Origin of the sequence: Hyphomonas sp. CY54-11-8 (genome assembly GCF_000682735.1) — a bacterium.
Taxonomy (GTDB): domain Bacteria; phylum Pseudomonadota; class Alphaproteobacteria; order Caulobacterales; family Hyphomonadaceae; genus Hyphomonas.
Genome location: NZ_AWFD01000007.1, coordinates 28,613 through 51,007, shown reverse-complemented (window position 1 = coordinate 51,007; position 22,395 = coordinate 28,613). Strand labels below are relative to the sequence as shown.

19 protein-coding genes and 1 tRNA gene are annotated in these 22,395 nt (G+C 58.3%); 13 read left to right on the top strand and 7 right to left on the bottom strand.

The features are described 5' to 3' along the window. Window positions 1-23: 23 nt before the first annotated feature. A complete protein-coding gene (locus HY17_RS07190) occupies window positions 24-362 on the bottom strand; it encodes a P-II family nitrogen regulator (protein WP_034765007.1) in 339 nt (112 codons plus the stop codon). A 519-nt stretch (window positions 363-881) separates the two neighbouring features. Between HY17_RS07190 and HY17_RS07185 the strand changes: the two genes are divergently transcribed. The 6 genes from HY17_RS07185 to HY17_RS07160 all read left to right on the top strand — a co-directional run bounded on the left by HY17_RS07185 (window position 882) and on the right by HY17_RS07160 (window position 7,935). Beyond that, entirely contained in the window at window positions 882-1,421 is a 540-nt protein-coding gene (locus tag HY17_RS07185) for a histidine phosphatase family protein (protein ID WP_034765005.1), read from the top strand. 7 nt (window positions 1,422-1,428) lie between these two features. Then, the gene (locus HY17_RS07180) at window positions 1,429-2,871 is read left to right on the top strand and encodes a bifunctional ADP-dependent NAD(P)H-hydrate dehydratase/NAD(P)H-hydrate epimerase (protein WP_034765002.1); all 1,443 of its coding nucleotides are present in this window, start codon (window positions 1,429-1,431) and stop codon (window positions 2,869-2,871) included. Between the two features lie 139 nt (window positions 2,872-3,010). Beyond that, a tRNA-Leu gene (locus HY17_RS07175) sits at window positions 3,011-3,095 on the top strand. 157 nt (window positions 3,096-3,252) lie between these two features. After that, window positions 3,253-4,698 carry a hypothetical protein gene (locus HY17_RS07170; RefSeq protein ID WP_034764999.1) on the top strand — a complete coding sequence of 482 codons (1,446 nt, stop codon included), beginning with the start codon at window positions 3,253-3,255 and terminating at the stop codon, window positions 4,696-4,698. A 142-nt stretch (window positions 4,699-4,840) separates the two neighbouring features. Continuing rightward, on the top strand, window positions 4,841-6,583 hold the full coding sequence (locus tag HY17_RS19300; protein ID WP_051599807.1) for a PQQ-dependent sugar dehydrogenase: 1,743 nt from the start codon (window positions 4,841-4,843) through the stop codon (window positions 6,581-6,583). 26 nt (window positions 6,584-6,609) lie between these two features. Next, window positions 6,610-7,935 (top strand): glycosyltransferase family 87 protein, encoded by a 1,326-nt coding sequence (locus HY17_RS07160; RefSeq protein ID WP_139068765.1) that lies wholly within the window; start codon window positions 6,610-6,612, stop codon window positions 7,933-7,935. On the opposite strand, the gene HY17_RS07155 is transcribed toward HY17_RS07160, so the two are convergent. Continuing rightward, window positions 7,854-9,158 carry a glycosyltransferase family 87 protein gene (locus HY17_RS07155; protein ID WP_081813028.1) on the bottom strand — a complete coding sequence of 435 codons (1,305 nt, stop codon included), beginning with the start codon at window positions 9,156-9,158 and terminating at the stop codon, window positions 7,854-7,856. The genes HY17_RS07160 and HY17_RS07155 overlap by 82 nt on opposite strands. 487 nt (window positions 9,159-9,645) lie before the next feature. On the opposite strand from HY17_RS07155, the gene HY17_RS07150 reads away from it, so the two are divergent. The 4 genes from HY17_RS07150 to HY17_RS07135 all read left to right on the top strand — a co-directional run bounded on the left by HY17_RS07150 (window position 9,646) and on the right by HY17_RS07135 (window position 13,764). Beyond that, window positions 9,646-11,187 carry a YncE family protein gene (locus HY17_RS07150; RefSeq protein ID WP_139068764.1) on the top strand — a complete coding sequence of 514 codons (1,542 nt, stop codon included), beginning with the start codon at window positions 9,646-9,648 and terminating at the stop codon, window positions 11,185-11,187. Continuing rightward, a complete protein-coding gene (locus HY17_RS07145; RefSeq protein WP_051599806.1) occupies window positions 11,177-12,322 on the top strand; it encodes an acyltransferase in 1,146 nt (381 codons plus the stop codon). The genes HY17_RS07150 and HY17_RS07145 overlap by 11 nt, the downstream gene beginning before the upstream one ends. A gap of 82 nt (window positions 12,323-12,404) precedes the next feature. Beyond that, window positions 12,405-13,352, top strand: a complete 948-nt coding sequence (locus HY17_RS07140; protein ID WP_034765187.1) for a glycosyltransferase family 2 protein — start codon at window positions 12,405-12,407, stop codon at window positions 13,350-13,352. 1 nt (window position 13,353) lies between these two features. After that, entirely contained in the window at window positions 13,354-13,764 is a 411-nt protein-coding gene (locus HY17_RS07135) for a GtrA family protein (RefSeq protein WP_051599805.1), read from the top strand. 4 nt (window positions 13,765-13,768) lie between these two features. Here HY17_RS07135 and HY17_RS07130 read toward each other — a convergent pair whose 3' ends face one another. Further along, complete coding sequence (locus HY17_RS07130; RefSeq protein ID WP_197020243.1) at window positions 13,769-14,203, bottom strand: GtrA family protein; 435 nt, start codon at window positions 14,201-14,203, stop codon at window positions 13,769-13,771. After that, entirely contained in the window at window positions 14,200-15,675 is a 1,476-nt protein-coding gene (locus HY17_RS07125) for a UbiA family prenyltransferase (protein ID WP_197020242.1), read from the bottom strand. Before HY17_RS07125 ends, HY17_RS07130 begins: the two co-directional genes overlap by 4 nt. A 450-nt stretch (window positions 15,676-16,125) precedes the next feature. On the opposite strand from HY17_RS07125, the gene tig reads away from it, so the two are divergent. Both tig and HY17_RS07115 read left to right on the top strand, forming a co-directional pair. Beyond that, a complete protein-coding gene (gene tig, locus HY17_RS07120; protein ID WP_034765172.1) occupies window positions 16,126-17,463 on the top strand; it encodes a trigger factor in 1,338 nt (445 codons plus the stop codon). Window positions 17,464-17,625: 162 nt separating this feature from the next. Next, the gene (locus tag HY17_RS07115) at window positions 17,626-18,789 is read left to right on the top strand and encodes a DUF2336 domain-containing protein (RefSeq protein WP_034764989.1); all 1,164 of its coding nucleotides are present in this window, start codon (window positions 17,626-17,628) and stop codon (window positions 18,787-18,789) included. Here the strand turns inward: HY17_RS07115 and HY17_RS07110 are convergent. Beyond that, a complete protein-coding gene (locus HY17_RS07110; RefSeq protein WP_034764986.1) occupies window positions 18,786-19,460 on the bottom strand; it encodes an EAL domain-containing protein in 675 nt (224 codons plus the stop codon). The genes HY17_RS07115 and HY17_RS07110 overlap by 4 nt on opposite strands. 114 nt (window positions 19,461-19,574) lie before the next feature. On the opposite strand from HY17_RS07110, the gene HY17_RS07105 reads away from it, so the two are divergent. Then, the gene (locus tag HY17_RS07105) at window positions 19,575-20,381 is read left to right on the top strand and encodes an NUDIX hydrolase (protein WP_034764984.1); all 807 of its coding nucleotides are present in this window, start codon (window positions 19,575-19,577) and stop codon (window positions 20,379-20,381) included. Window positions 20,382-20,390: 9 nt separating this feature from the next. On the opposite strand, the gene hslU is transcribed toward HY17_RS07105, so the two are convergent. Beyond that, a complete protein-coding gene (gene hslU / locus HY17_RS07100) occupies window positions 20,391-21,695 on the bottom strand; it encodes an ATP-dependent protease ATPase subunit HslU (protein WP_034764981.1) in 1,305 nt (434 codons plus the stop codon). A 17-nt stretch (window positions 21,696-21,712) separates the two neighbouring features. Then, window positions 21,713-22,273 (bottom strand): ATP-dependent protease subunit HslV, encoded by a 561-nt coding sequence (hslV, locus tag HY17_RS07095; protein WP_034764977.1) that lies wholly within the window; start codon window positions 22,271-22,273, stop codon window positions 21,713-21,715. Between the last annotated feature and the right edge of the window lie 122 nt (window positions 22,274-22,395).

Genomic DNA, 22,395 nt, shown 5'->3' with positions numbered 1-22,395 from the left:
ATTTGTTTGTGTGTCTGGCCGGATCAAAGTGCGGTTTCGCCGGTTTCGCCGGTACGGATCCGAACTGCATCGATAATATCGGAAACGAAGATTTTGCCATCGCCGATCTTGTCGGTGTGAGCGGCTTTCTTGATCGCTTCGACGGCACCGTCAACGGCACTGTCAGCCAGCACGATCTCGATTTTGAGTTTCGGCAAGAAGTCGACCACGTATTCGGCGCCGCGATAGAGTTCGGTGTGCCCCCGCTGACGACCGAATCCTTTCGCTTCGATGACGGTCATGCCCTGCAGGCCAATCTCCTGCAGCGCTTCTTTCACATCGTCGAGTTTGAACGGTTTGATGATTGCCTCAATTTTTTTCATGGCCCGTGTTCTCCCAGCCGCTGAGTGTCTGTCTGTAGACTCCGGTAGGCGGCTTCCCGTGCCTAGGCGAGACATTCATGCGTGTCAGGTGGCGTGAGGTTAAGGCGTGGTCGATTTTTGTGCGGCGTTGCTTCAAAATTGGTCAGAGGTTTTCAGGCTGGCACGACTGTTTGCAAATATTCAGGCCGTTGCGGATCCGGGGGGATGTGCTGTGGCGCCGGTGGATCGCAACGTAAACAAGTGGCCCGTTTGCGAATCCCTGCGCGCAGATTTCGGTCCGCAAGGACAGCGCGAGGTTCTGCTTCGCACCGCTCAAGGCATAGGCACCTGAGCGAAAACATCGGAGTCGCGTGGTCGGCAAGCCGCCGATCACGTTTCGCGGATCAGGAGAGTTGGCGTGCGATCCGCGGGCCTCGCACCTTAACAATTGCGGGTCCGTGGTCTATCAGCGGTCCTGCAAGCAATGGGATGAATCCAAAACACCGGTTCGCCCGACAAGACCGAATTGAGGGTATCAGCATGATCTATCTCGTCCGTCATGGCGAAGCGGCGGCGAGTTGGGGCAACCACCCCAATCCGGGGCTCAGCGAACTTGGTCACAAACAGGCAGAAGCGGCTGCGGCGACTCTTCTTGACCTGGGCGCGCGTAGCGCTGTCAGTAGCCCTATGCAGCGGTGCCGGGAAACCGCGGCCGCGTTCGAGCGCCTTGCGGGCGTAACTGCGCAAGTCGAGCCGGTTGTTTCGGAGATCGAGACGCCAGAAGGCGTGGGTGATCGCGTGGAATGGCTGCGCGCCTATATGGCCGGCACATGGGATGCCGAGGGCGCTGAGCATGATGCCTGGCGCAAGAAGATTGCTGCGGCACTGGCATTGCTGCCGGACAATACAGCGGTCTTTTCCCACTTCGTCGCAATCAATGCCGTGATCAGCCTGATTGATCAGGACACCCGGACGACTGTGTTCAAGCCTGGTCACTGCTCCATCACCAAGGTCGATTTCAGTGGTGCGGTGCCGCGCGTCATTGAATACGGAAGCCAGGCTGCCACACGCGTGCTATGAGCCCGTTATGGGCAGACCAATACTCACACCACAGGAAATGCAGGCCGCCGAGCAGGCGATGTTTGCACAGGGGCTCGACAGTTTCGAGCTGATGCAGCGCGCCGGCGATGCCGTCGCCGAATTTGTTCATGCGAACTGGCCGGAAGGCTCCATTCAGGTCCTGTGCGGACCGGGCGGGAATGGTGGCGACGGCTTCGTGGCGGCCGCAAAGTTGTCGAAGCTTTGGCGGGATGTGAAAGTCTATTCCATGGTGCCGGTCGCCGAGCTGACGGGTGATGCTGCCAAGGCGGCAGCCCTTTGGGAAGGCCCTGTCGGCACGCTGGAAGATGCGCTTGAGGCGCCACATGATCTTGTTCTGGATGGATTGTTTGGTGGCGGCCTGTCCCGGCCACTGGAAGGTGTCGCGGCACAACTGGCCCAGCGCGGTGGTCGTGTGATCTCTATCGATGTGCCGTCGGGCATCTGTGGCCTGCGGGCAAAACCGTTGGGGCCATGCTTCATCGCTGAAGGCACAATCACGTTTGCCGCGCTCCGTCCGGCGCATGTGCTCCGTCCGGCGTCTGCCTATTGCGGCAATGTCCTGGTCGCCGACATAGGCGTGACGGTGCAGACGCGGCTGATGGAGAATAGTCCGATGCTGTGGCTCCGCTTGTTGCCGCAACCCGGCATGGCGGATCACAAGCATAGCAGGGGGCACCTGAAAGTCCTGAGTGGCGGCGTCTCATCAACGGGCGCAGCGCGGCTGGCGGTGCGGGCGGGCCTGCGGATCGGCGCCGGGCTGGCGACCTTGTTGACGCCGCCATCGGCGCTGATGGTCAATGCCAGCCAACTGACGGCCGTGATGGTGAAGCCTGTCGATGGCACCGAAGAGCTCTCCGGCGCGATCCAGACGGCTTCGGTTGTTATCGCCGGCCCAGGGGCAGGGATCACGCCGTCGACACGCGCCAATGTGGAGACAATTCTGAACGGGCCAGGCCGTGCCGTGCTTGATGCTGACGCGCTGACTGTGTTTGAGTCACAACAGGATGAGCTGTTCAAACGTCTCCGCCCAACGGACCTGCTGACCCCGCATATCGGCGAGTTCAACCGCCTGTTCGGGGATCTGCTGGAGACCGCGACGAACAAGGTCGAGGCCGTGCGGCAGGCTGCGTCCAAGACCGGGTGCACCGTGCTCCTGAAGGGTCCGGACACAGTGATCGCGCAGCCGGATGGCGGTGCCGTCGTCAATATTCACGCCACGCGCTGGCTCGCAACGGCGGGCTCGGGCGACGTTCTGGCGGGCTTTGCAGGTGGCCTGATGGCGCAGGGAATTGACACGCTGGTCGCGGCTAGCATGGCGGCATGGATTCATGGCGAGGCCGGGCGGCGCGTCGGGGCGGGTCTGATTTCGGAAGACCTTGAGCGTCAGGTGCCTGACATCCTGAGCGCGCTGCACGGCGAGATTGGCTGATCCAGGGTGTTGGATAAGCCGCCGCTCAGGCAATGAAGAACACCATGAATACACCATGGTAGGACCATTTATAGCGCGCCTTCCGGTGCAGTGACCCGTTGTGCCCGCGCGCGCTCTCGCTTAAGGGTTCCGCCGGAACGCGGATGTGGCGGAATTGGTAGACGCACTGGATTTAGGTTCCAGCGCCGCAAGGCGTGGAGGTTCGAGTCCTCTCATCCGCACCATTTGATCGTTTTGGTTGCACCTTCTGCTCAGAACGCTCGCTCCAAATACTCCTGCAATAACTGGTAGATGCGTTTAATTACGTGCGGTTGCCTGACCAACCGGCGGCGTGCTACGGAATTTTTGGGACGAACCATAGAATGTGGGGCGGGGTAGATTATGAAATGGTCAATCGAGAGAACGGAATGGCTTCTGGCCGTTCTGGCCCTTGGGCTGGGACTTCTGACCGTGATCGGATTGCTTGGCCGCGGGCTTTGGCTCGACGAGTTCTGGACGCTCGCCTCGACCAGACCAGAACAGAGCTGGGGCCAGTTCTGGATGATCATGGCGAATGAGGTTCATCCGCCCCTTCACTATCTTCTGATCCAGATTTTCGAGAAACTCGGTGTCACGGATGTCGGGGCCCTGCGGGCGCTGAATATTCTGGGTGTGCCGCTGGTTCTTGGCGCTGCATGGTATGCTTATCGGCAGAAGGCGCTCGACCGAGGACAGATATGCGTACTTCTCGCGCTCTATGCCTCATCGCCGATGTTCCTGAGCACTTTTCCGGACCTGAGGGCCTATTTTCTGGTCTTCTCTTCCGGCATTGCCGTCGCCGTACTGGCGCGGGTTCTTCTCCAGATGGAGCTGCGTGAACAGCGGTGGGAGTGGCAGCCATTGCTGTTCTGGGGCCTGTCGCTCGCGATCTTCGTGAACCTGCACTATTTCTCGACTTTCATGGGCGGGCTTATGACGCTCGCACTGATTCTGGTGAAGCGGGGCCGGGGTGTCGTGCCTTTCCTTTGTGTGAGCGCGGCTGCTGCGGTGCCGGCCGTGTTGCTATTCATAATCCAGAGTCTGTCTTCCGGTCCCGACATCATCGACTGGATTCAGACGGGCCGGATCGACGCAATTTTCGTTATGATCGACGAGATCTGGTCGGCGGGTGCCAGGAACCTGGTCGCATTCGGGCTCTCGGTGTATGTCCTGCTCCTGCTGCTGGAGCGCCGCCTGAGCTGGAAGGACGTTCGCGACCCGCTTGTCCTGATCGCTGTCCTGATCGGATTTTTCGGCTTCCTCGTGTTGGCCAATGCTGTCCGGCCGCTCATCATTGACCGGTACCTGATTGCAGCGGGGGGATGCATCATCACCGCGCTGGCACTGCTGGCGGGAGGACCGCAAGCGCCGCGATGGTCTGTGATCGCGGTCTGCGTGTTTGCGCTCCTGTCCCAGGGGCGCGCAATCTACAAGGACACTTATGACAAAACGGGCTGGCGGGCAGGAGCGCAGACGGTTGCCGGATTGTTGGAGGATTGTCAGTCTTCACGCATTTTTACCGAGCCTACGAGAAAATCTGAGGCCGACTATATGATGACACATGCTGTCCGGTATGGCCTGGAATATTATGCCAGCCGCAACGGCTTCTCGTTTGAAGAACTTCAGAAGGGCGACACCGTGCCAGCGGCCGGGAAGTGCCCGAACATTATCTGGTTTGAGCATGTCCTGGATGCCGATGCCGGACGGGAAGACTTCCTGGCCGAAATCGAACTGGAATTCACGGGGCGTGTGGAGATGCTTCGCGCAGAAAGATCTATGATCCTCATTAATCGTGGCGCAGAATCCTGAAGGTCCGGCATGTGCAGATCTGTGAATGCATCCTTTGTGTTCCGGTCTTCTTTGAACAAAGAAGTCGGGTGAATGCTGTGTGTCCCCGGCATGGAAATTGCGCTAATATCGGCACGATAACAGGGCGTTGGAGAAGATTTCCATGAAATTGCTCGATGTCCTTCCGATATCACCGCGATGGCGCCGAATAGCCCTGGTCCTCCTGCTTCTTGCCGGCCTTGGCTTCCTTCTGATCTGTGCGGCGGCAGTCGGGTATTGGGCCGGAAAGAACAACACGCTCGAAAAGGTGAATGAGAAGATTTTTCAGCCGGCGCTGGCGCGCTTCGAAGCGCCCGCGGCTGAAGATGTTGTCACCTGGGAGACGATCCAGACGCATTTCTTCCCGCTTCAGATTGCCCGCATCAGCCTGTCTCCGAACGGCAGTCCAGCCATCTGGGCGCTGGAGGAGGTTGATGGAGACATCCTGTATGTCACACGGCTGGGCGAATTCGGTTACCTGGACAGGCAGAACAGTCTCCACCGGATCCAAGGGCTGCATGTTCCGATGGGGCTGGAGGAGTTGACGCAGTCGGAGCTGTTTCAGGATCCGATCTTTCAGCTGAGCGAATTCCGGACCTTCGACCTGTTGAGCATTCCGGCTGGCGGGAATCTATATGACCTGTATGTCAGCCATCACCGCTATCGGAATGGATGTTTCGAGGTCGTGGTGTCGCACACACAGTTGGCGAAGGATGATGCGGGCGTACATGCCGTGTCCGGAGCGTGGGACGAGATTTTTTTCACGGACCCGTGCATCCCGGTCAAATCAACCGGAATGCGCCTGGCAGGACATGAAGGCGGTGGACGTCTTGCGCGTCTGAACGGGGACACGTTGCTTCTTTCCCTTGGCGCGCATCAGTTCGATGGCGTGGACGGACCGTATCAGGTTGGCCAGGATAACAAGAACGACCTGAGCAAGATCATCGAGATTTCACTCAAGGATGGCAGCCACAGTTTCTATGCGCGCGGATTTCGCAATCCGCAAGGCCTGCTCGTCGCCAGCGATGGAAGGGTTTGGGAAACAGAACATGGTCCGCGTGGCGGGGATGAGGTCAACCTGATCCAGCAGGGTAAAAACTATGGATGGCCGATTGCAACGTATGGCACAAACTATGGTGCGGTTCCTTGGCCATTCAATCCGCATCCCGGAAAGCAGGTTGGTTTCGAACGCCCGCGGTTCGCCTTTGTGCCGTCGATCGGGATTTCCAATCTAATTGAACCCAGTGCGGAAGAGTTTCCCGAATGGGACGAGCATCTTCTGGTGGCCTCGCTTGCAGGAAATACGCTCTACGCCCTGAAAACGGAAGGTGACGACATTACCTATGCTGAGCCGATATCGATCGGCGAACGTATGCGGGACATCATTTCCCTGTCAGATGGGCGCGTCGCGATCATCACGGATTCCGGCTGGCTCATCTTCATACGCAATGGCGACAAGCACCGGGATAAAGCAGCTTCTTTCGAGGTTGCAAACCTGACCGAGCGGCCAAAATTGCAAGCTGCAGAATCTATCCCAACAACGGCAGAGGTTACGGGAAGCCGGGTGTTCTTCTATTATTGCGGGACGTGTCATACAACAGACGGCAAGACGCTTGTTGGTCCTCCGTTGAACGGTGTTCTTGGGCGGCGTGTTGGTTCTGTTGCAGATTATCCGTATTCGGCCGCGCTGGCGGATGTGAAGGGCCGCTGGACACCTTCGCGTCTGAGAAAGCTGCTCAACCATGACGGTGCCGGGTTCGATGAATCGGCCATGCCTGCCGTCAGTCTTTATAAAGATCAGTTTCAGGCACTGGTTGCGTACCTCCACACGACTGAAGCAAAGTCGGCTGAAGACAGGCTGGAGTAAGAGTGGCCGATATCGGGATCAGGCGGATGGCAGCAGTGGAATGGATCAGGAAACAGTGGGACGACCGCCGGATGCGGTTCCTCGTCTTTGCGGCTGCATTGCTGGCGGTGTCGCTGCCGCTGAATTACCTCATGCTTCGCCTGACCGGTTGGTCGGCCTGGTGGCCAACCTATAGGTGGCTGCTCGGCAATGCCGGGGAATCCGGGGACTCCTGGCACGTCATGGCGATTGCACTCGACTGGATCCGCAACAATCCGGACGGCGGCCTTTACGAAGCAATCTTCTTCGAAGGGCAGAACAAGTTTCAGTATGCGCCGACAAGCCTGTTACCGCTCGCAGCATTCGAAGCATTGGGCATAGAACCAACGGTTGGATTCCTGAACGGGGTGAACCGGCTTTTCATCCTGGTGACAGCTGCGGCTGTCTCGGGCCTGGTCCATGTTCTGCTTGGACGGACGGAATTTCGGATGAGTCCGCTGCAGAGGGTTTTGGCCGCCGGCATGTCCGGTGCGGCCGTGCTGGTCTTCTATCCGGTCATGATGGCCTACAATCTTGGACAGCTTCAGGTGTGGATCAACATGCTGTTCGTGCTTGCCTGTCTGGCCTGGGCGATGGACCGGCGCGCGTCTGCAGGGGTCGCAATCGGATTGATCTGCCTGCTGAAGCCGCAATTCGGCCTGTTTCTGATCTGGGGGCTCCTGAGGAAGGAGTGGCGCTTTGTCTTCCCGCTCTGCATCGTGGGCGCGGGCGGGCTCCTGATTTCAATCGGCCTGTTCGGATTCATGAACCATCTGGAATACATTTCCGTGCTGCAATTCCTGTCACGGCATGGAGAATCCTATTGGGCGAACCAGTCCATGAATGGACTGTTGCACCGTCTGGCAGGCAATGGCGTCAGTGACTGGGAGGCAGGCGGTTTCCCGCCATACTCACTCATTGTCTATGCAGGATCGATGATCGCCACGGTCGCCATACTGGTGCTGGCGCTCCGCGTACGGCGGGGTGAAAGGGCGATGGCATCGCTGTTTGATTTCATGCTCGCTGCACTGGCTTTTACCGCAGCGTCTCCGATCGCCTGGGAGCATCATTATGGCGTCATGGCACCGATGTTTGCGGCGCTGTTCGTCATGGCGTTGACCAATTGGCGGCAAAACCCAAGCCAGCGTCCGCTCCTGATCGCCTTTGTGGTTTGCTACCTATTCGCGGCCAACAGCTTTGGATTCACGCGAGCCTTGGACGGGGCACCGCTGAATATAGCGCAGTCCTATCTTTATTTCTCTGCGTTGGGCGTGCTGGTCCTGTTGCGCCGGCTGGCCAGCGACCCTTCCGCGAGCCAGATAAGCAAACCGTAGAGCAGCAGACCGGCCCAAAGCAGGTGGGATGATGCGACGCCGGCGATGATGCCCGGCAGGCGCCCGGTTTCCGCATGGCCGATCCGTTCCGCCGGCATGGCGAGGACAAACGCAGCGAGCGCTGAGATTGCCGGCCAGGTCAGCAGGTCTTCGTTTTTCAGACGCGAATAGACGACAGAGAAAGCCGGTATCAGCCAAGTGTAATAGTGCGACCACGACACTGTGCTGGCGATGCAGATGAAAGCCAGCAACAGGGAGATGTCCATGTCTTCACGGTCATCAGCGCCGCCTGCGCGTCGAGACACCCAGACACCAATTGCGAACAGGATCAGGGTCAGTCCAAGGATGACAGCTCTGGCAGATCCGGGAAGGGCGTGAGGCTCCCAATCCAGATAGGAGTCCGGTCCGAGCATGAACCGCAATGTGGCGGCCGCCAGGGATTGCGTGTTGAAGCCTGGCATGGGCGCGCCCGCATATTCACGGAAGTTGCCGATCCACAGGGCATGCATGTCCCAGCCGAACACCAGTAACGACAAGGCCAGAGTTCCGACGCACATTCCGAGACCGCCAGCGACCACGCGCCAGCGCTGGCGCAGGGCAAAATAGATCCCGATCAGGAGCAATGGCGGCTTGATGATGGCCGCGGCCGCAAAGACGATTCCAGCCAGATAGTCCCGCCGGGCACGGGACAAGACCAGCCCCCCGATCAGAGCCAGAAGCAGGATATGCGACGTGTTCCCTTCGCGCACGCTGTAGAGCATCGGTCCGAAGCTGGACATCACGAAAAGGCTTAATGCGGACACCTTGCGGTCGAAGCGGAAGTGCCGGCAAATGAGCCACCACGCCCCAATCATGGCGGCAATGCCTGCCAGCAGGAATGCCAGGGAAGCCATGTCATCCGGCAACAGGGCAAACGGCGTGAACAGATAGGCGACGATGGGCAGGTTCACGAACCCATGGGCGCCCAGCTCGATTTCCGGCCTCAAGGCTTCCGGCCCGCTGAGCACTGCCTGACCCGCGGCAAGATATGCGTCCGTAAAATCCTCGAACAGGTGTGGAGGTTCACTGATGGCAAACACGAAGGACGCCATCAGAGCGGACAGAATAGCGGTGATTGCAAATACCAGCCGGGCTGGCATCGCCGAGCGCGAGAGGCGCCAGATGATGGCCATGCCCAAAGCCGTTCCGAAGAGTTGAGCGAGGCTCAGTAGAAAAGTCGTCATTCTGTCCCTATTTACCCATCGGCGCCCCGGCAGCCAGGCCCCGTGTAGGGTATTAACCTACTTGCGTCATCCAGCTTCATGGACGCCTCGGGTTTGCCGCTTTTTCAGCAATCGTGATCTGTCTTCAATCAGATCGCACAATTCCATAGAGTTATGGTGTCATTCGGCAGAAAAATATAATACAATCATGATGTAAACCGCTAAAATTGGAATATAATCTGTGGCGGACGGGTGCAATCAGTGGGGCGATTGTGCGCGGTGACCTCCATCCGTTTCGGGTCTCCTAAAGGCGGCAGCAAAACGAGAACTTGGTTAATACCGGAGAAGGCGAACACCGGAACCGGCATCGAAATTGCAGTCGATCAGAAGATGAAAACGATCACTGCAGGCTGAATTGCTTAGTTTGGATGGAGTCAGCATTCGCGGCATTCGGGAATGTTCTGAAGTTGGATGCGGGGACTGCCGGTAGGCATGTAGGGGCGTAGAGTTGGCAAGTCTGATCAAAACACTGAACTCCAGATCGAAGCCGCAGGCCCAAAGGGCTTTATTCTGGTGGGGTGTGCTACGCGTTCCCGCAATCATCCTTGTGCTATATTTCCTCCGTCAGCTGGTCGCTGCGCTGCCGGTTTTTGACGGTGCCTCTGTAACCCTTCGTGTCATCGATATTTTCAGTGTTCCAGTATCGCGTGCCATTCTGCTTGTCGGATTGATTGCGGTTCTTGCTGCGCTGGTTGCCGGAACCAGCCGGCTCAAACCGTATACTGGCTATGGCTTGTTGATGGGCGCAGTGCTGATCGTCGAGGTGTTGCTATTCGAATGGTCTGGAACGCCGTTGAAGTTCGCAGCGATCCCCCTCCTGCTCGCGGCGACCAACTTCCTGCCCGAACAGGTAACCCGGCATTGGGTCACCCACCGCAACATGGCCTTGGCAGTCGGCGTAACCGAAGGCTTGCAGGTGCGGCAACATTTGCAGTGGCTCGGCAGATTAGCCAACGCGCCGCAATCTGTTCTGCCGGCTATACAGGCAACGGGCTGGGGGCTGGCGATATTTCTTGTCAGTGCCAGTACCTTGTTTTTCGTCGAAGGCAGGAAGCTTGTGTCTCTGGAGCAGTCGCTTCGTATGCCCGACAGCGCAACAGTTCTTATGCGGGGGGACATCAATGGCCTGGCGATCCTTCCAGGGCAGCGCCGACTGAACGTCACGGGGCACAGTATCCAGCATGTTCTGCAGATCGATCTTGATGATCCTGAGGCTCCGCCTGCAACTTCTCCGGTAGATACAGGCGGGTCGCAAGGGATCACGTTTGATCCGGGCACCCGGGAGCTGATCCTCTTCAATAATTCGACAAAGCACCTGCTGTTTGTGGATGCGGATACGCTGGAAGAGCGCCGTTGGGTAAATGTCAGTCATCTCGCCGACGGCGACCCGTGGGCATCAATCGATCCGATTTCCAACACCATCGCGCTGGTTTCTGAAGCGGATGCGGACAATGGAGTGGCCTTCCTGCTTTTGGACCGCGTAACGGGAGATGTTTTGGATACGCGCGATATAGATGCCGGAAATTTGCTCAAGCACCCGAACAAACCTTGGCTCTATATGAGTTTCTTCCGGCGAAATCCGGAAGTGCTTGTGTACGACATGTCACAAAGGGAGATCATCAAACGAGCATCCATTCCGGCCCGCGTAGACCGTATGGCTCTGATCGAGGAGACGAACGAGCTTCTTGTGACATCGCCGGTTGCGTCCGAGATCCTTAGACTGAATGCAGACACGTTGTTGGAGCAGGGCGTGCTGAAAGCGCCGTTCGGTGTCCGGACACTCGCTTTTGATCCAAAGCAGAAAATCCTTTTTGCCGGAAGCTTTACGACGGGCCAGATCAAAATGATCGACATGAACGACAACCATACGATCGGCACTGTTTACCTCGGGCCATGGCTACGTTCCATCGAGTTGGATACAGAGACTGGCACAGCGTTCGTCTCGTCAAATGGGGCTCTGTACAAGTGGGTCTACGACCGTGACAGATGAGCCTCTGCAGCAGAAATTGATACCAAAGGAGGGCAGTGCGGTTGCCGCACCGCCGTCGGTGTTGTCCGGGCATATTGGTGCGCTTGATGGTATTCGTGGCCTCGGCGTTCTGCTCGTGCTCCTGCATCACTACAGCGCAAGTAGTCGGGCGTTCGGGTTTGATAATCCGATCCTCAAACTGAGTGAGATTGGCTGGTCTGGCGTTGATCTATTCTTCGTCCTTTCGGGCTTCCTTATTACCGGCATCCTCTATGACTCGAAGGGTAAGGAAAAATACTTCGTCAATTTCTATGCGCGACGTACACTGAGAATATTCCCACTCTATTACCTGGCTGCCATCTTGGTCATCACGCTGGATGCATTCTGGCGCTATGACATGCTCGCGGATCAAAATCCGCTATGGATCCTGATGTATGCCGGCAACTTCCAGATGGCGCTTAAGGGAGGTGGAGGGATTCTCGATCATTTCTGGTCTTTGGCGATCGAGGAGCAATTCTACCTCGTTTGGCCAATGATTGTTCTTGCGCTTACGCGAAAGCAAATCATGCTTCTGGCGGTAGCTTTGATCGTGATTGCGCCAATCATCAGGGTTCTTTTGGTGGCGAATGGTGTGCCTGCCCTCAGCATCTACGTACTTACACCCGCTCGTATGGATGGGCTTGCATTGGGAGCTTTGATCGCTTTGGCAGTTCGCGGTCCGGGTGGCTTGGCAGCGCTGGTGCCCTGGGCCTGGCGGCTTGGGGGGCTTGCGTCTATCGGCTTCGTCACTTTGGTCTTGGTGCGCAGTACGTTCTCGCATGCGGATCCATTGATGCTTACGGTTGGCATCTCCATGCTGTTGACGATCAATGGGTGTCTTTTAATTCTGGCGATCACATTCCAGCCATTAAGAGTGGTAATGGAAACGCCGATCATGCGCTGGCTGGGCCGGTACAGCTATGGGCTATATGTCTGGCACCCGATCGTTAATGTCACTTTGCTTCATTCTCCGCTTACAGAACGGTTCGGAGAGTTGAATGCATTTCAATCGATCCTGCTGATCGGCTCTGCGTTCGGGCTAAGTGTGCTGGCCGCGGTGCTGTCTTACAAATTCTACGAGACGCCGTTCCTTCGACTTAAAAAGCATTTTCACTAGGTGTGGCCCGGGATTTATGAGTGATGCGATGACCACGACACAGGAAGCGGCCACCACGGCAGTCAGTGCTGACATGGTACGAATGGTGGATGCTGGCACTTTGATTTCGATCGTGGTGCCGGTCTTCAATGAGGAGGAATCGGTTCTCGCGTTCATCAAGGTGGTCGGACCGATACTGGAAGGCACCGGCGCGAACTGGGAGCTGGTGTTCGTCGATGACGGAAGCAGCGATCGGACAGTCGATATTCTGCTCGCACAGCGGACCACGGTGCCGCAGATTAAGATCGTGAAGCTTAGCCGGAATTTCGGCAAGGAAGCTGCGCTCGCTGCCGGGCTGGATTTTGCGTCGGGTGATATGGTGGCGGTCATGGATGTTGACATGCAGGACCCGCCTGAGCTGTTGGCGCAGATGATCGCGCGTTGGCGGGAAGGATATGACATTGCATATGGCCGACGCGTTCAGCGAGACAGTGACGGCTTCCTCAAGCGGCTGACGGCTGGCCGCTTCTACAAGCTCTTCAACAGTATCAGCGATGCGCCGATCCCAGACAATGTTGGCGATTTCCGCTTGATGGACCGCAGTGTTGTCGACGCCTTGAACAAGCTGCCTGAACGCGTGAGATTCATGAAGGGTCTATTCGCTTGGGTGGGGTTTAAATCCATCGCGGTGGACTATGAGCGGCCCGCACGGCTGGCTGGGCAAACGAAGTTTCGTTACTGGCGCCTCTGGAACTTTGCCCTTGATGGCATCACGTCATTCTCGACGGTGCCGTTGCGCATCTGGACCTATGTCGGCTTGTTGATCGCATTGGTATCGTTTGTCTACGGCTCATACATAATTATGAGGACCGTGATCTTCGGTGTGGATGTGCCAGGTTATGCGTCGCTTCTGGTGTTGATCCTGTTTCTTGGGGGTGTTCAGCTGATGGGGCTCGGCATCATCGGGGAGTACCTCGGAAGAGTCTTCTATGAGGTGAAGCAACGACCTTTGTATTTGGCTGAAAAGCTCTACGGCTTTGAGAGAGATTGAGTTGAAGCTGGCAGACGTCCGCGAACTGTTCCGGCAATTGGTCACATTCGGTGTCGTTGGTGTCGCCGCGACGGTTGTTCACTATTTTGTCGCTTTGGCCGCATCTATGTTTATTCCGATCGTATTTGCGAACCCGGTCGGCTTCCTTTGTGCGTTCTGGGTTTCCTATTTCGGTCATCTGCACTTGACGTTTCAGGTGTCCGGCATGTCGAAAAACCACCTTGCACGCATCGCAAAGTTTTTTGCCGTTGCACTGGCCGGATTCCTGGTCGGGCAGGGCGCGCTGGTGGTTCTTCTGTCGAAAATTCCCATGCTTGCTGACTGGCAGGCGCTGATGCTTGCGGTGGCGATTGTGCCGATCACCACATTTGTGATTTCCCGGATCTGGGTTTTTAAAGATTCATCGAGCTGACGGATCACGATCCGCATTGCGGTTGAGACTGCTCCGGAGATTTCCGGAAGGTGAAGGCCTTGTGGCCGAGGTAATTGATGACCGCGCCGATACCGATGCCGGCCATGTGTGACGCGCCGGGGGCGAAGTGCTTGTAGGCATCCGGCCACCATGGGCCGCTGCTGAGGATCAGCGCGCTGAGCACGGTGATGATGCCTGCCGCAATGTTGACGCCGATGAAGTCCCGGATCTGCAGCCAGAGCGAGCGCGTTGATCCGTGAAAAACGAGGTTCCGGTACAGGAAGAAGCCGGCAACCATGCCGATCGCGGTCGCCAAGGTGACGGCCGCTGCATAAGGCATGAACATAGACAAGGGAAAACGGACGACCCAGTTCAGGAACGCGGCAGATCCGCCGGCGAACAGGAACCGGATGCGTTGGTCAGCAAACAGACGATTCACAGTGGAACTCCGAACCAAGCAAGGCCGAAACAGACCGCAGTCAGGCCTGCATAGGCCATGCAGACGCGGTCTTTGACGGCGAAGAATACCGGGTCGTCATCCAGCTCACCGCGTTGACAGAAGATCCAGATGCGGCTGGCGATCAGGAAAACCAGTGGCGGCAGGAACCAGAGCCAGTCACCATTTTTGATGAAGATCTGCTTATGCGCGTCTTCGATGATGTAGAGCGTCATGACGAGCACAGCGGCGATAGAACTCGCAACGCCGGCGGCCAGAACCAATGGCAAGTCTGAGGCGCGGTACCCGCGTCCATTGATCCAGAAACCGCCCTTGTCGATCACCCGCGCAATTTCGGTATGGCGCTTGGCGAACGCGAGCGATGTGAAAATGAACATCGAGAATACGAACAGCCAGGGGGAGGGGACAGCCGCCACAGTGACCATGCCTGCGACAAGCCGGAGTGTGAACAGGCTGCCCAGCGCCAGCGCGTCCAGAATGACTTTGCGCTTCAGCCACAGGGAATAGGTGAGCGTCACCACCACATAAATGAGCACCCACTGCAGGACCTCAGGGCCCGCGAGCAGGGCCAGGGTCAGTCCGGCGGCAAAGCAAACGAATGCCCCGGCCACGCCGACAGGCAGAGATAACGTACCACTCGCGAATGGTCGGCGTTTTTTGGTCCAGTGCTGCCGGTCGTCCTGCAGATCCCAGATGTCATTGAAGACATACGTCGCTGAAGCGGTAAGGGACAGCGCGAAGAATGTCATTACGAGAGGGAGAATTGTCGAGGGGTCGGTGATCCGGCCGGAGAGAACTGCCGGAACTGCCACAAGAATATTCTTCGCCCATTGATGAGGGCGCAGGCACTTTATGAAAGCCTTCAGCACTTTCGGACGCGGGAATTCCTGCACCACGTTCGAAACTTTTTTCGCCTTGCGTACCGTCGAGCTGGACGCTCCGACCGTGATCGCGTTTTGAGCGTGTTTCCACACCGCGACATCTGCGGGGCTGTCCCCGGCATAGTCAAAGCCCTGGGGAAAGCGTTTGGCCAGGGTTTCACCCTTGGCTTTACCCTTCAGGTTGCCGGAAGAACTGGTCGCCAAAATTTCGGAAATGAAAGGGAACTGATCCTTGAAGAGGTGCGCTGTCTGCTGATGCGCGGCTGTGGCGAGGACAACCTTGCGACCTTTCGCAGACTCCTGCTCGGCATAGGCGACGACATCCTCGTTCAGCGGAAGCGTGCTGGGGTCGAGGTCGACAGCTGCGGCGAGCCGTTCTTTCAGGGCCACACGTCCGGAGAAGACCCAGGCGATGAGCGTAAGGATGCCAAGGGGGTTATAGCGGATGTAGGCGAGTGCCTGCTCAATGAGGGAATCCGTCCGCAGGAGTGTGCCATCCAGATCAAGTACAAGAGGTGGAGCTTGATCGCTAAGCGTTTCAGCTTGTGGCGCATCCACTTCATGGAATTGCATTTTGTTGTCCCCCGATCGGACCTGCCAGATGTTCGAACCATTCATGATCATGAAGAGTCCGGTGCGTCCCCGCTCCCCTTCGGCGGCCACGCCTGCAATCTATCGTTAACTTTCTAGTCTGTAATTCGGGTTCACCTGATGGGAGTGTTTTCCTGTTCGCACGCGCAATAAATCTAGCGTCAGGCGTTATCTTGCCCATTCAATAGGCCGAAAATCGCCAGATGCACGCGGAATTGCTATTTTTGAACGAGATTCGTTCTGCGCGATCACAGTGGCCTCGAGGTGCAATTCCACGTGGCTGCAGCTGTTCGTTCCTCCCGCTGCGAAACCCGCAGAACCCGCGTGGACAGGGCGTTTTCCGTGTGACATAAGCCGCCCCTTCAGACACAGATCAGAAGGCTGCCGGATGGGCATGACCGGGCCTGATCGCCAGAACGGATGAATGAACCGATGGAAGTGACCCAGACCAAGGCAGAAGGTCTCAGCCGCACCTTTGCCGTCAAGGTATCTGCAAGCGAACTGCAGTCGAAGCTCGACGCCCGGATTGAAGAAATCCGCCCGACCATGAACCTGAAGGGCTTCCGCCCGGGCAAAGTCCCTGCGTCCCACGTGCGCAAGATGTTCGGCCGCGACCTGATGGGCGAGATCATCGACAAAACGGTCAATGAAACCAACCAGAAAGCCATCGAGGACGCAGAACTGCGCCCGGCCGGTCAGCCTGATGTGCATCTGGAAGGCGACATTGAAGACGTCGTGAAGGGCGAGGCCGACCTTGCCTATCACATGCATGTTGATGTCATGCCGGAATTTGAGCCGGTCGACGTGAAGACCATCAAGGTTACCCGTCCGGTCGCCGAAGTGGCTGACGAGCAGGTCGACGAAGCGCTGAAGAACCTTGCCGAACAGAACAAGCAGTATGAGCCGCGTGGCAAGACCGCCAAGGCGAAAGACGGCGACGCGGTCGTCATCGACTTCGTCGGCAAGATTGATGGCGAGCCCTTCGATGGCGGCACCGCTGAGCAGCAGACTGTCGTGCTCGGTTCCGGCCGTTTCATCCCGGGCTTCGAAGAGCAGCTCGTCGGTGTGAAGACGGGCGAAGAGAAGAACCTCGAAGTCAGCTTCCCGGAAGACTACCCGTCGAAAGATCTGGCCGGTAAGGCTGCAGTCTTCGAAACCAAGGTGCACGAAGTGCGTGCGCCGAAGGAAGCAGAGATCAATGACGAGTTCGCCAAGGGTCTTGGTCTTGAGTCTCTGGAACAGCTGACGGGTCTCATCAAGGACCAGCTGAAAGGCGAATTGGACCAGGCATCGCGGAACAAGGCGAAGCGTGACCTGCTGGACCGCCTGGACGAAGCCCACAGCTTCGATCTGCCGCCGAACATGGTTGAAGCCGAATTCGGCCAGATCTGGGACCAGCTGCAGCGTGAGATGGACGCCGGCCGTGTCGACGACGCCGACAAGGAAAAGTCGGAAGACGACCTGAAGAAGGAATACCGCGAGATCGCCGAGCGCCGCGTGCGCCTTGGCCTTGTGCTCGCTGAGATCGGCCGTGTGAACAATGTGCAGATCACCGAGCAGGAAGTGCAGCAGGCCCTGATCCAGGAAGCCCGCCAGTATCCGGGCCAGGAGCGTCAGGTGATCGAGTTCTTCCAGAAGAACCCGAATGCCATGGCCCAGCTCCGCGCGCCGATCTATGAGGATAAAGTTGTCGACTACATCCTCGGCGAAGCGGACGTGGCCGACAAGACGGTCTCCCGCGAGGAGCTGTTCAAGGAAGACGAAGAGTAGGCTTCTTCCAACCTCACGAAAATTTAACGACGCCGGGCCCCAGAGCCCGGCGTTTTGCTGTTTGGCGAACTGTTCTCGGGCTGTGGGAGCGGGTTGGTAAACCGCCTATTAACCGAGCCGGGCGAAGGTGCCTCGAATCGTTAATGAGGGGTTTCGGTTCCTATGAGCGTACAAGCCATCCGGCCGCAACTGACAGAGCAGGATATCCATCGCCTGATGAAGGGCGAAACGCCCGAGCAGCGCGCGTCGGTGGCGCACCGGCTGTGCCGTCGTATCGCGCTGGACGTGCTGAGCGAGGAAGAGCGCAAATACGCCGAAGAGATCATGGCGATCCTGGCGGATGATGCAGCAGATCTCGTGCGCCGCACGCTGTCCGTCACGCTGCGCAATTCGCCGATTCTGCCGCGCGAGATCGCACTGAAACTGGCGCAGGACATTGAGGCCGTTGCTATACCTGTGCTGCAGGATTCGCCGGTCTTTACCGAAGAGGACCTGATCGAACTGGTCCTGTCCGTCACTGCAGCGAAGCAGGCCGCAATTGCGGCGCGGGACAATATTTCCGTCACGCTGACAGAAGTTATTTCCGAGCATGGGCAGGTGGACGCTGTCCGGGCGCTTGCCTCGAATTCCCATGCAGAATTCACGGACCGGGCTTATGACGATACTCTGCGCCGCTTCGGCAGCGACGAGATCGTCCAGAAGGGCCTGATCCGCCGGGAATTCATTCCGACCCATATCGCCGAGAAGATGGTTTCTCTGGTCTCCGGCCAACTGTTCGACATGCTGGTGAACCGCCATGAGTTACCGGCACAGATGGCAATCGATTTAGCTGCCGGTGCGCGCGAGCGGGCGACGATCGATCTCGTCGAACAGGCCGGGCGCTCGAACGATCTCGTGCGTTTCGTGTCCCAGCTGAACCTGAACGGCCGACTCAGCCACTCGTTGATCATGCGTGCGCTTTGCTGCGGGCAGATGCCGTTTGTGGAGCATGCGCTGGCGGAGCTATCGGGCGTTGCGCACCAGCGCGTCTGGCTGATGATCCATGATGCCGGGCCGCTCGGCCTGCAGGCTGTGTTCGACCGGGCGGGCTTGCCGCGCAAGATGCTGCCAGCCTTCAAGGCTGCTGTGAACGTGTTCCACGAGACCGCTTATGATGGCGGGACGAACGACCGGGCCCGGTTCCGTGCCCGCATGATCGAGCGCGTGCTGACGCAGTTCCAGGCGATCCCGAAGGACGACCTCGAATACCTGCTCGAGAAGTTGGACTATTATTCCGAGATGGCGGCCGCCGAAGAGGCAGACAACGCCGATACGGACGCCGCTTAAGCGTCTGCGCGCAGGCGCGTTCCGGCGGAGATACCAAGGCGGGCCAGCTCGTCCGCATCGCGCCAGTTGGCGTTTTCGGCAATCACGAGAATGCCTGCGCCAGCAGCGGTTTCGCAGACTTCCATCAGGAGGTCGCAGTCGAGGTTGCGGGCATCGACGCGGAGCGTATCAATCAGGAGGCGCATGCCTTCGGCCAGCGGGGTCTGCCAGGATTTGCGCATGTCGACGGATACGCGGAAGCCATGACGGCGGAAATGGGCCACGCGGCTGGTGCAGTCGGCAGCATCGCCGGCAAAGGCCGTATCGGTAAACTCGATGCAGAATTCCTGCTGGCAGAAAACGCTGCGGCGTACGCGGGCATCGCAGGCGAGGGCTGTGTCCGGGTTGGCAAGGGCTGCGACAGGTGCCGGGACGATGATCGGGCGGTGATCATGGTGGAATTCATGCGCAACGCTGGAGATTTCGCCAATCCGGTCAGCGACCCATTTGGCGGAGTTTGTTTCGCTTTGACGGGCACGGGCCGGGCCGAAGGAAGGGCCGTCTTCGAAACAGAAGGGCAGTTCCGCCGTCATGCCGAGCGCGTCGCCCGTGGCAAGATCCAGGACCGGGTCGAAACGGACGGCCGGCGTTGGGATTGTTTGGACGGAAGGATTGGCCCAGGTCTGTTTCATAGTGTCCCGCTCGTGTGCTGTGTTGGTCTTGCCTTCCCTAGGGGCTGAGGCTGAAGATCACGCGTAAGAACAGAGGCACATTTCGATAAAATTTGCCCGATAGGGGGAACCACCATGGAAAAGAAGCCCGCAGAACCGAGACTTTCCGCAACAATCCTGATGCTTCGCGATGCCGCGTCCGGTCCGCCGGAAGTGCTGATGGTGAAGCGTCATTACGAGATAGACTTTGCGGCCGGCGCGCTGGTGTTTCCGGGCGGGAAGGCGAGCGCGGACGACTCGCGGACGGAATGGGATGCCTACACGGACGGCGACTATGGCCCGGTGCAGCAGGATGCACGGATCGCGGCTGTACGCGAGGCTTACGAAGAAAGTGGCTTGCTGCTCGCGCGGCCCGCCTCAGCGCGTGGTACGGGAGCACCGTTGGTGGGCGCTGACATCGCCGACAAGCTGGCGCCGCATCGTCACGCTGTGGACAGGGGTGAGATGAGCTTCCTGGAACTCATCCGCGAACACGATCTTGTTCTGGCGCTCGACAGTCTTGTCTACTTCGGCCACTGGATCACGCCGATCATGATGCCGAAGCGCTTCGACACGCATTTCTATATTGCGCCAGCCCCGGAGAACCAGGTGGCGGCCCATGACGGGCGCGAGACGACAGATGCCGTCTGGCTATCCGCCGAAGAGGCACTGGCACAGGAAGCCGACGGCCGGGCGACCATTATTTTCCCGACACGGATGAATCTGAAACGCATGACAATGGCGACATCTGTTTCCGACGCGCTGGCGCGGTTTGGGTCCATGGACGTACCGACCGTGTTGCCGAAGCCCGGCAAGGATGATGACGGAAATCCCTGCCTGTTCATCCCGGATGTCGAAGGCTATGGCCAGACGGTGGAATTGTTGTCCAACGTAAAGGTCTGATTTAGTCCGTTACAGGATGAATTTGGACAGGTCGGCATCGGCGGCGAGGCCACTGACGCGCTCGTGCACATAATCTGCCGTGATGGTGATCGTTTCACCCTTCTTTTCCGGGGCTTCGAAACTGATTTCGTCCAGCAGGCGCTCCAGAACGGTCTGAAGGCGGCGGGCGCCGATGTTTTCGACACTGTTGTTTACGGCTTCTGCCAGGTCTGCCAGCTTGTCGATCGCGGCGTCCTCAAAGACGAGGGTCACGCCTTCGGCGGCCATCAGGGCTTCGTATTGGCGGATGAGGCTCGCTTCCGGCTCGACCAGGATACGGCGGAGATCGTCGCGGGTCAGGGCATCCAATTCAACGCGGATCGGCAGGCGCCCCTGAAGTTCCGGCAGCATGTCCGACGGCTTCGAGACGTGGAAGGCGCCGGACGCGATGAAGAGGATGTGGTCCGTCTTCACCGCGCCACGCTTGGTGGAGACGGTCGTGCCTTCGATCAGAGGCAGAAGGTCACGCTGCACACCTTCACGGCTGACATCAGCGCCGCCGCGTTCTGATTTGGCAGCAATCTTGTCGATTTCGTCGAGGAAGACGATGCCATCCTGCTCCACCGCGTTGACAGCTTCGCGGGAGATGGATTCCTCGTCCAGCATCTTGTCGGCTTCTTCGTCGAGCAGCGGTTTGTAGGCCTCCTTCACTGTGGTGCGTACGCGCTTGGTGCGTCCGCCCATGGCTTTGCCCAGCATGTCGGAGAGATTGATCATCCCCATCGAGCCGCCCTGGCCGGGCAGGTCGAACATCTGCATCGGACCGCCGGTCTCTGGCATGTCGATATCGACTTCCTTGTCGTCGAGATCCCCGTCACGCAGCTTTCGGCGGAAGACTTCGCGGGTGGAGGATTGCGCCTCTGCGCCGACGAGAGCATCCAGCAGGCGCTCCTCGGCTGCGTCCTGCGCGGATTGCTGCACACTGGCGCGCTTTTGTTCGCGGATCATGCCGACGGCGCTCTCAACGAGGTCGCGGATGATCTGTTCCACATCGCGCCCGACATAGCCGACTTCGGTGAACTTAGTGGCTTCGACCTTAAGGAAGGGCGCATTGGCGAGACGCGCGAGGCGACGGGAGACTTCCGTCTTGCCGACACCGGTCGGCCCGATCATCAGGATGTTCTTCGGCGTGATTTCGCCTTGCAGGTTTTCCGGGGCCTGCTTGCGGCGCCACCGGTTGCGCAGGGCGATGGCGACCGCACGCTTCGCACCAGTCTGGCCAACAATGTGGCGATCGAGTTCAGCGACGATTTCGCGGGGGGTGAGTTCAGTCATGTGGTCTTGTGATCCGGTCAGATGTCGAGCGTTTCGACCGTGAAATTGGCATTGGTGTAGACGCAGATATCGGCAGCGATCTGCATCGCCTTGCGGCCGATCACTTCGGCATCTTCCTCATAGTCGATGAGGGCGCGCGCTGCGGAGAGGGCGTAATTGCCACCTGAGCCGACGGCGACGACGTCATGTTCCGGCTCCAGCACGTCGCCGGACCCTGTGAGCACGAGCGTCACTTCCTTGTCGGCCACGATCAGCAGGGCTTCCAGTTTCTGGAGGTATTTCTCGGTGCGCCAATCCTTTGCGAGTTCAACGGCGGCACGTGAGAGCTGGCCATTGTGGCGTTCGAGCTTGGTTTCCAGCCGTTCGAAAAGGGTAAAGGCGTCGGCTGTCGCTCCGGCGAATCCTGCCAGTATCTTCCCGTCGGCGAGGCGACGCACCTTGCGGGCGTTACCTTTCATGACGGTCTGTCCCATGGACACCTGGCCGTCGGACATCATGACAAGTTTATTGTTCTTGCGAACGGCCAGAATGGTCGTGCCATGCCAGCCGGGTGAAGTGCTATCAGTTGCGCCAGTCATGCCGGAGATGTGGACGCAAAGGTCGTCTGGTGCAAGGAGTCGGATGAGCCGTAATGTCGGCACGTTTTGTCACATAAGTGTCGCGGCACTCCAGTATGGGGAGCACAGCTGACAGTTGAACG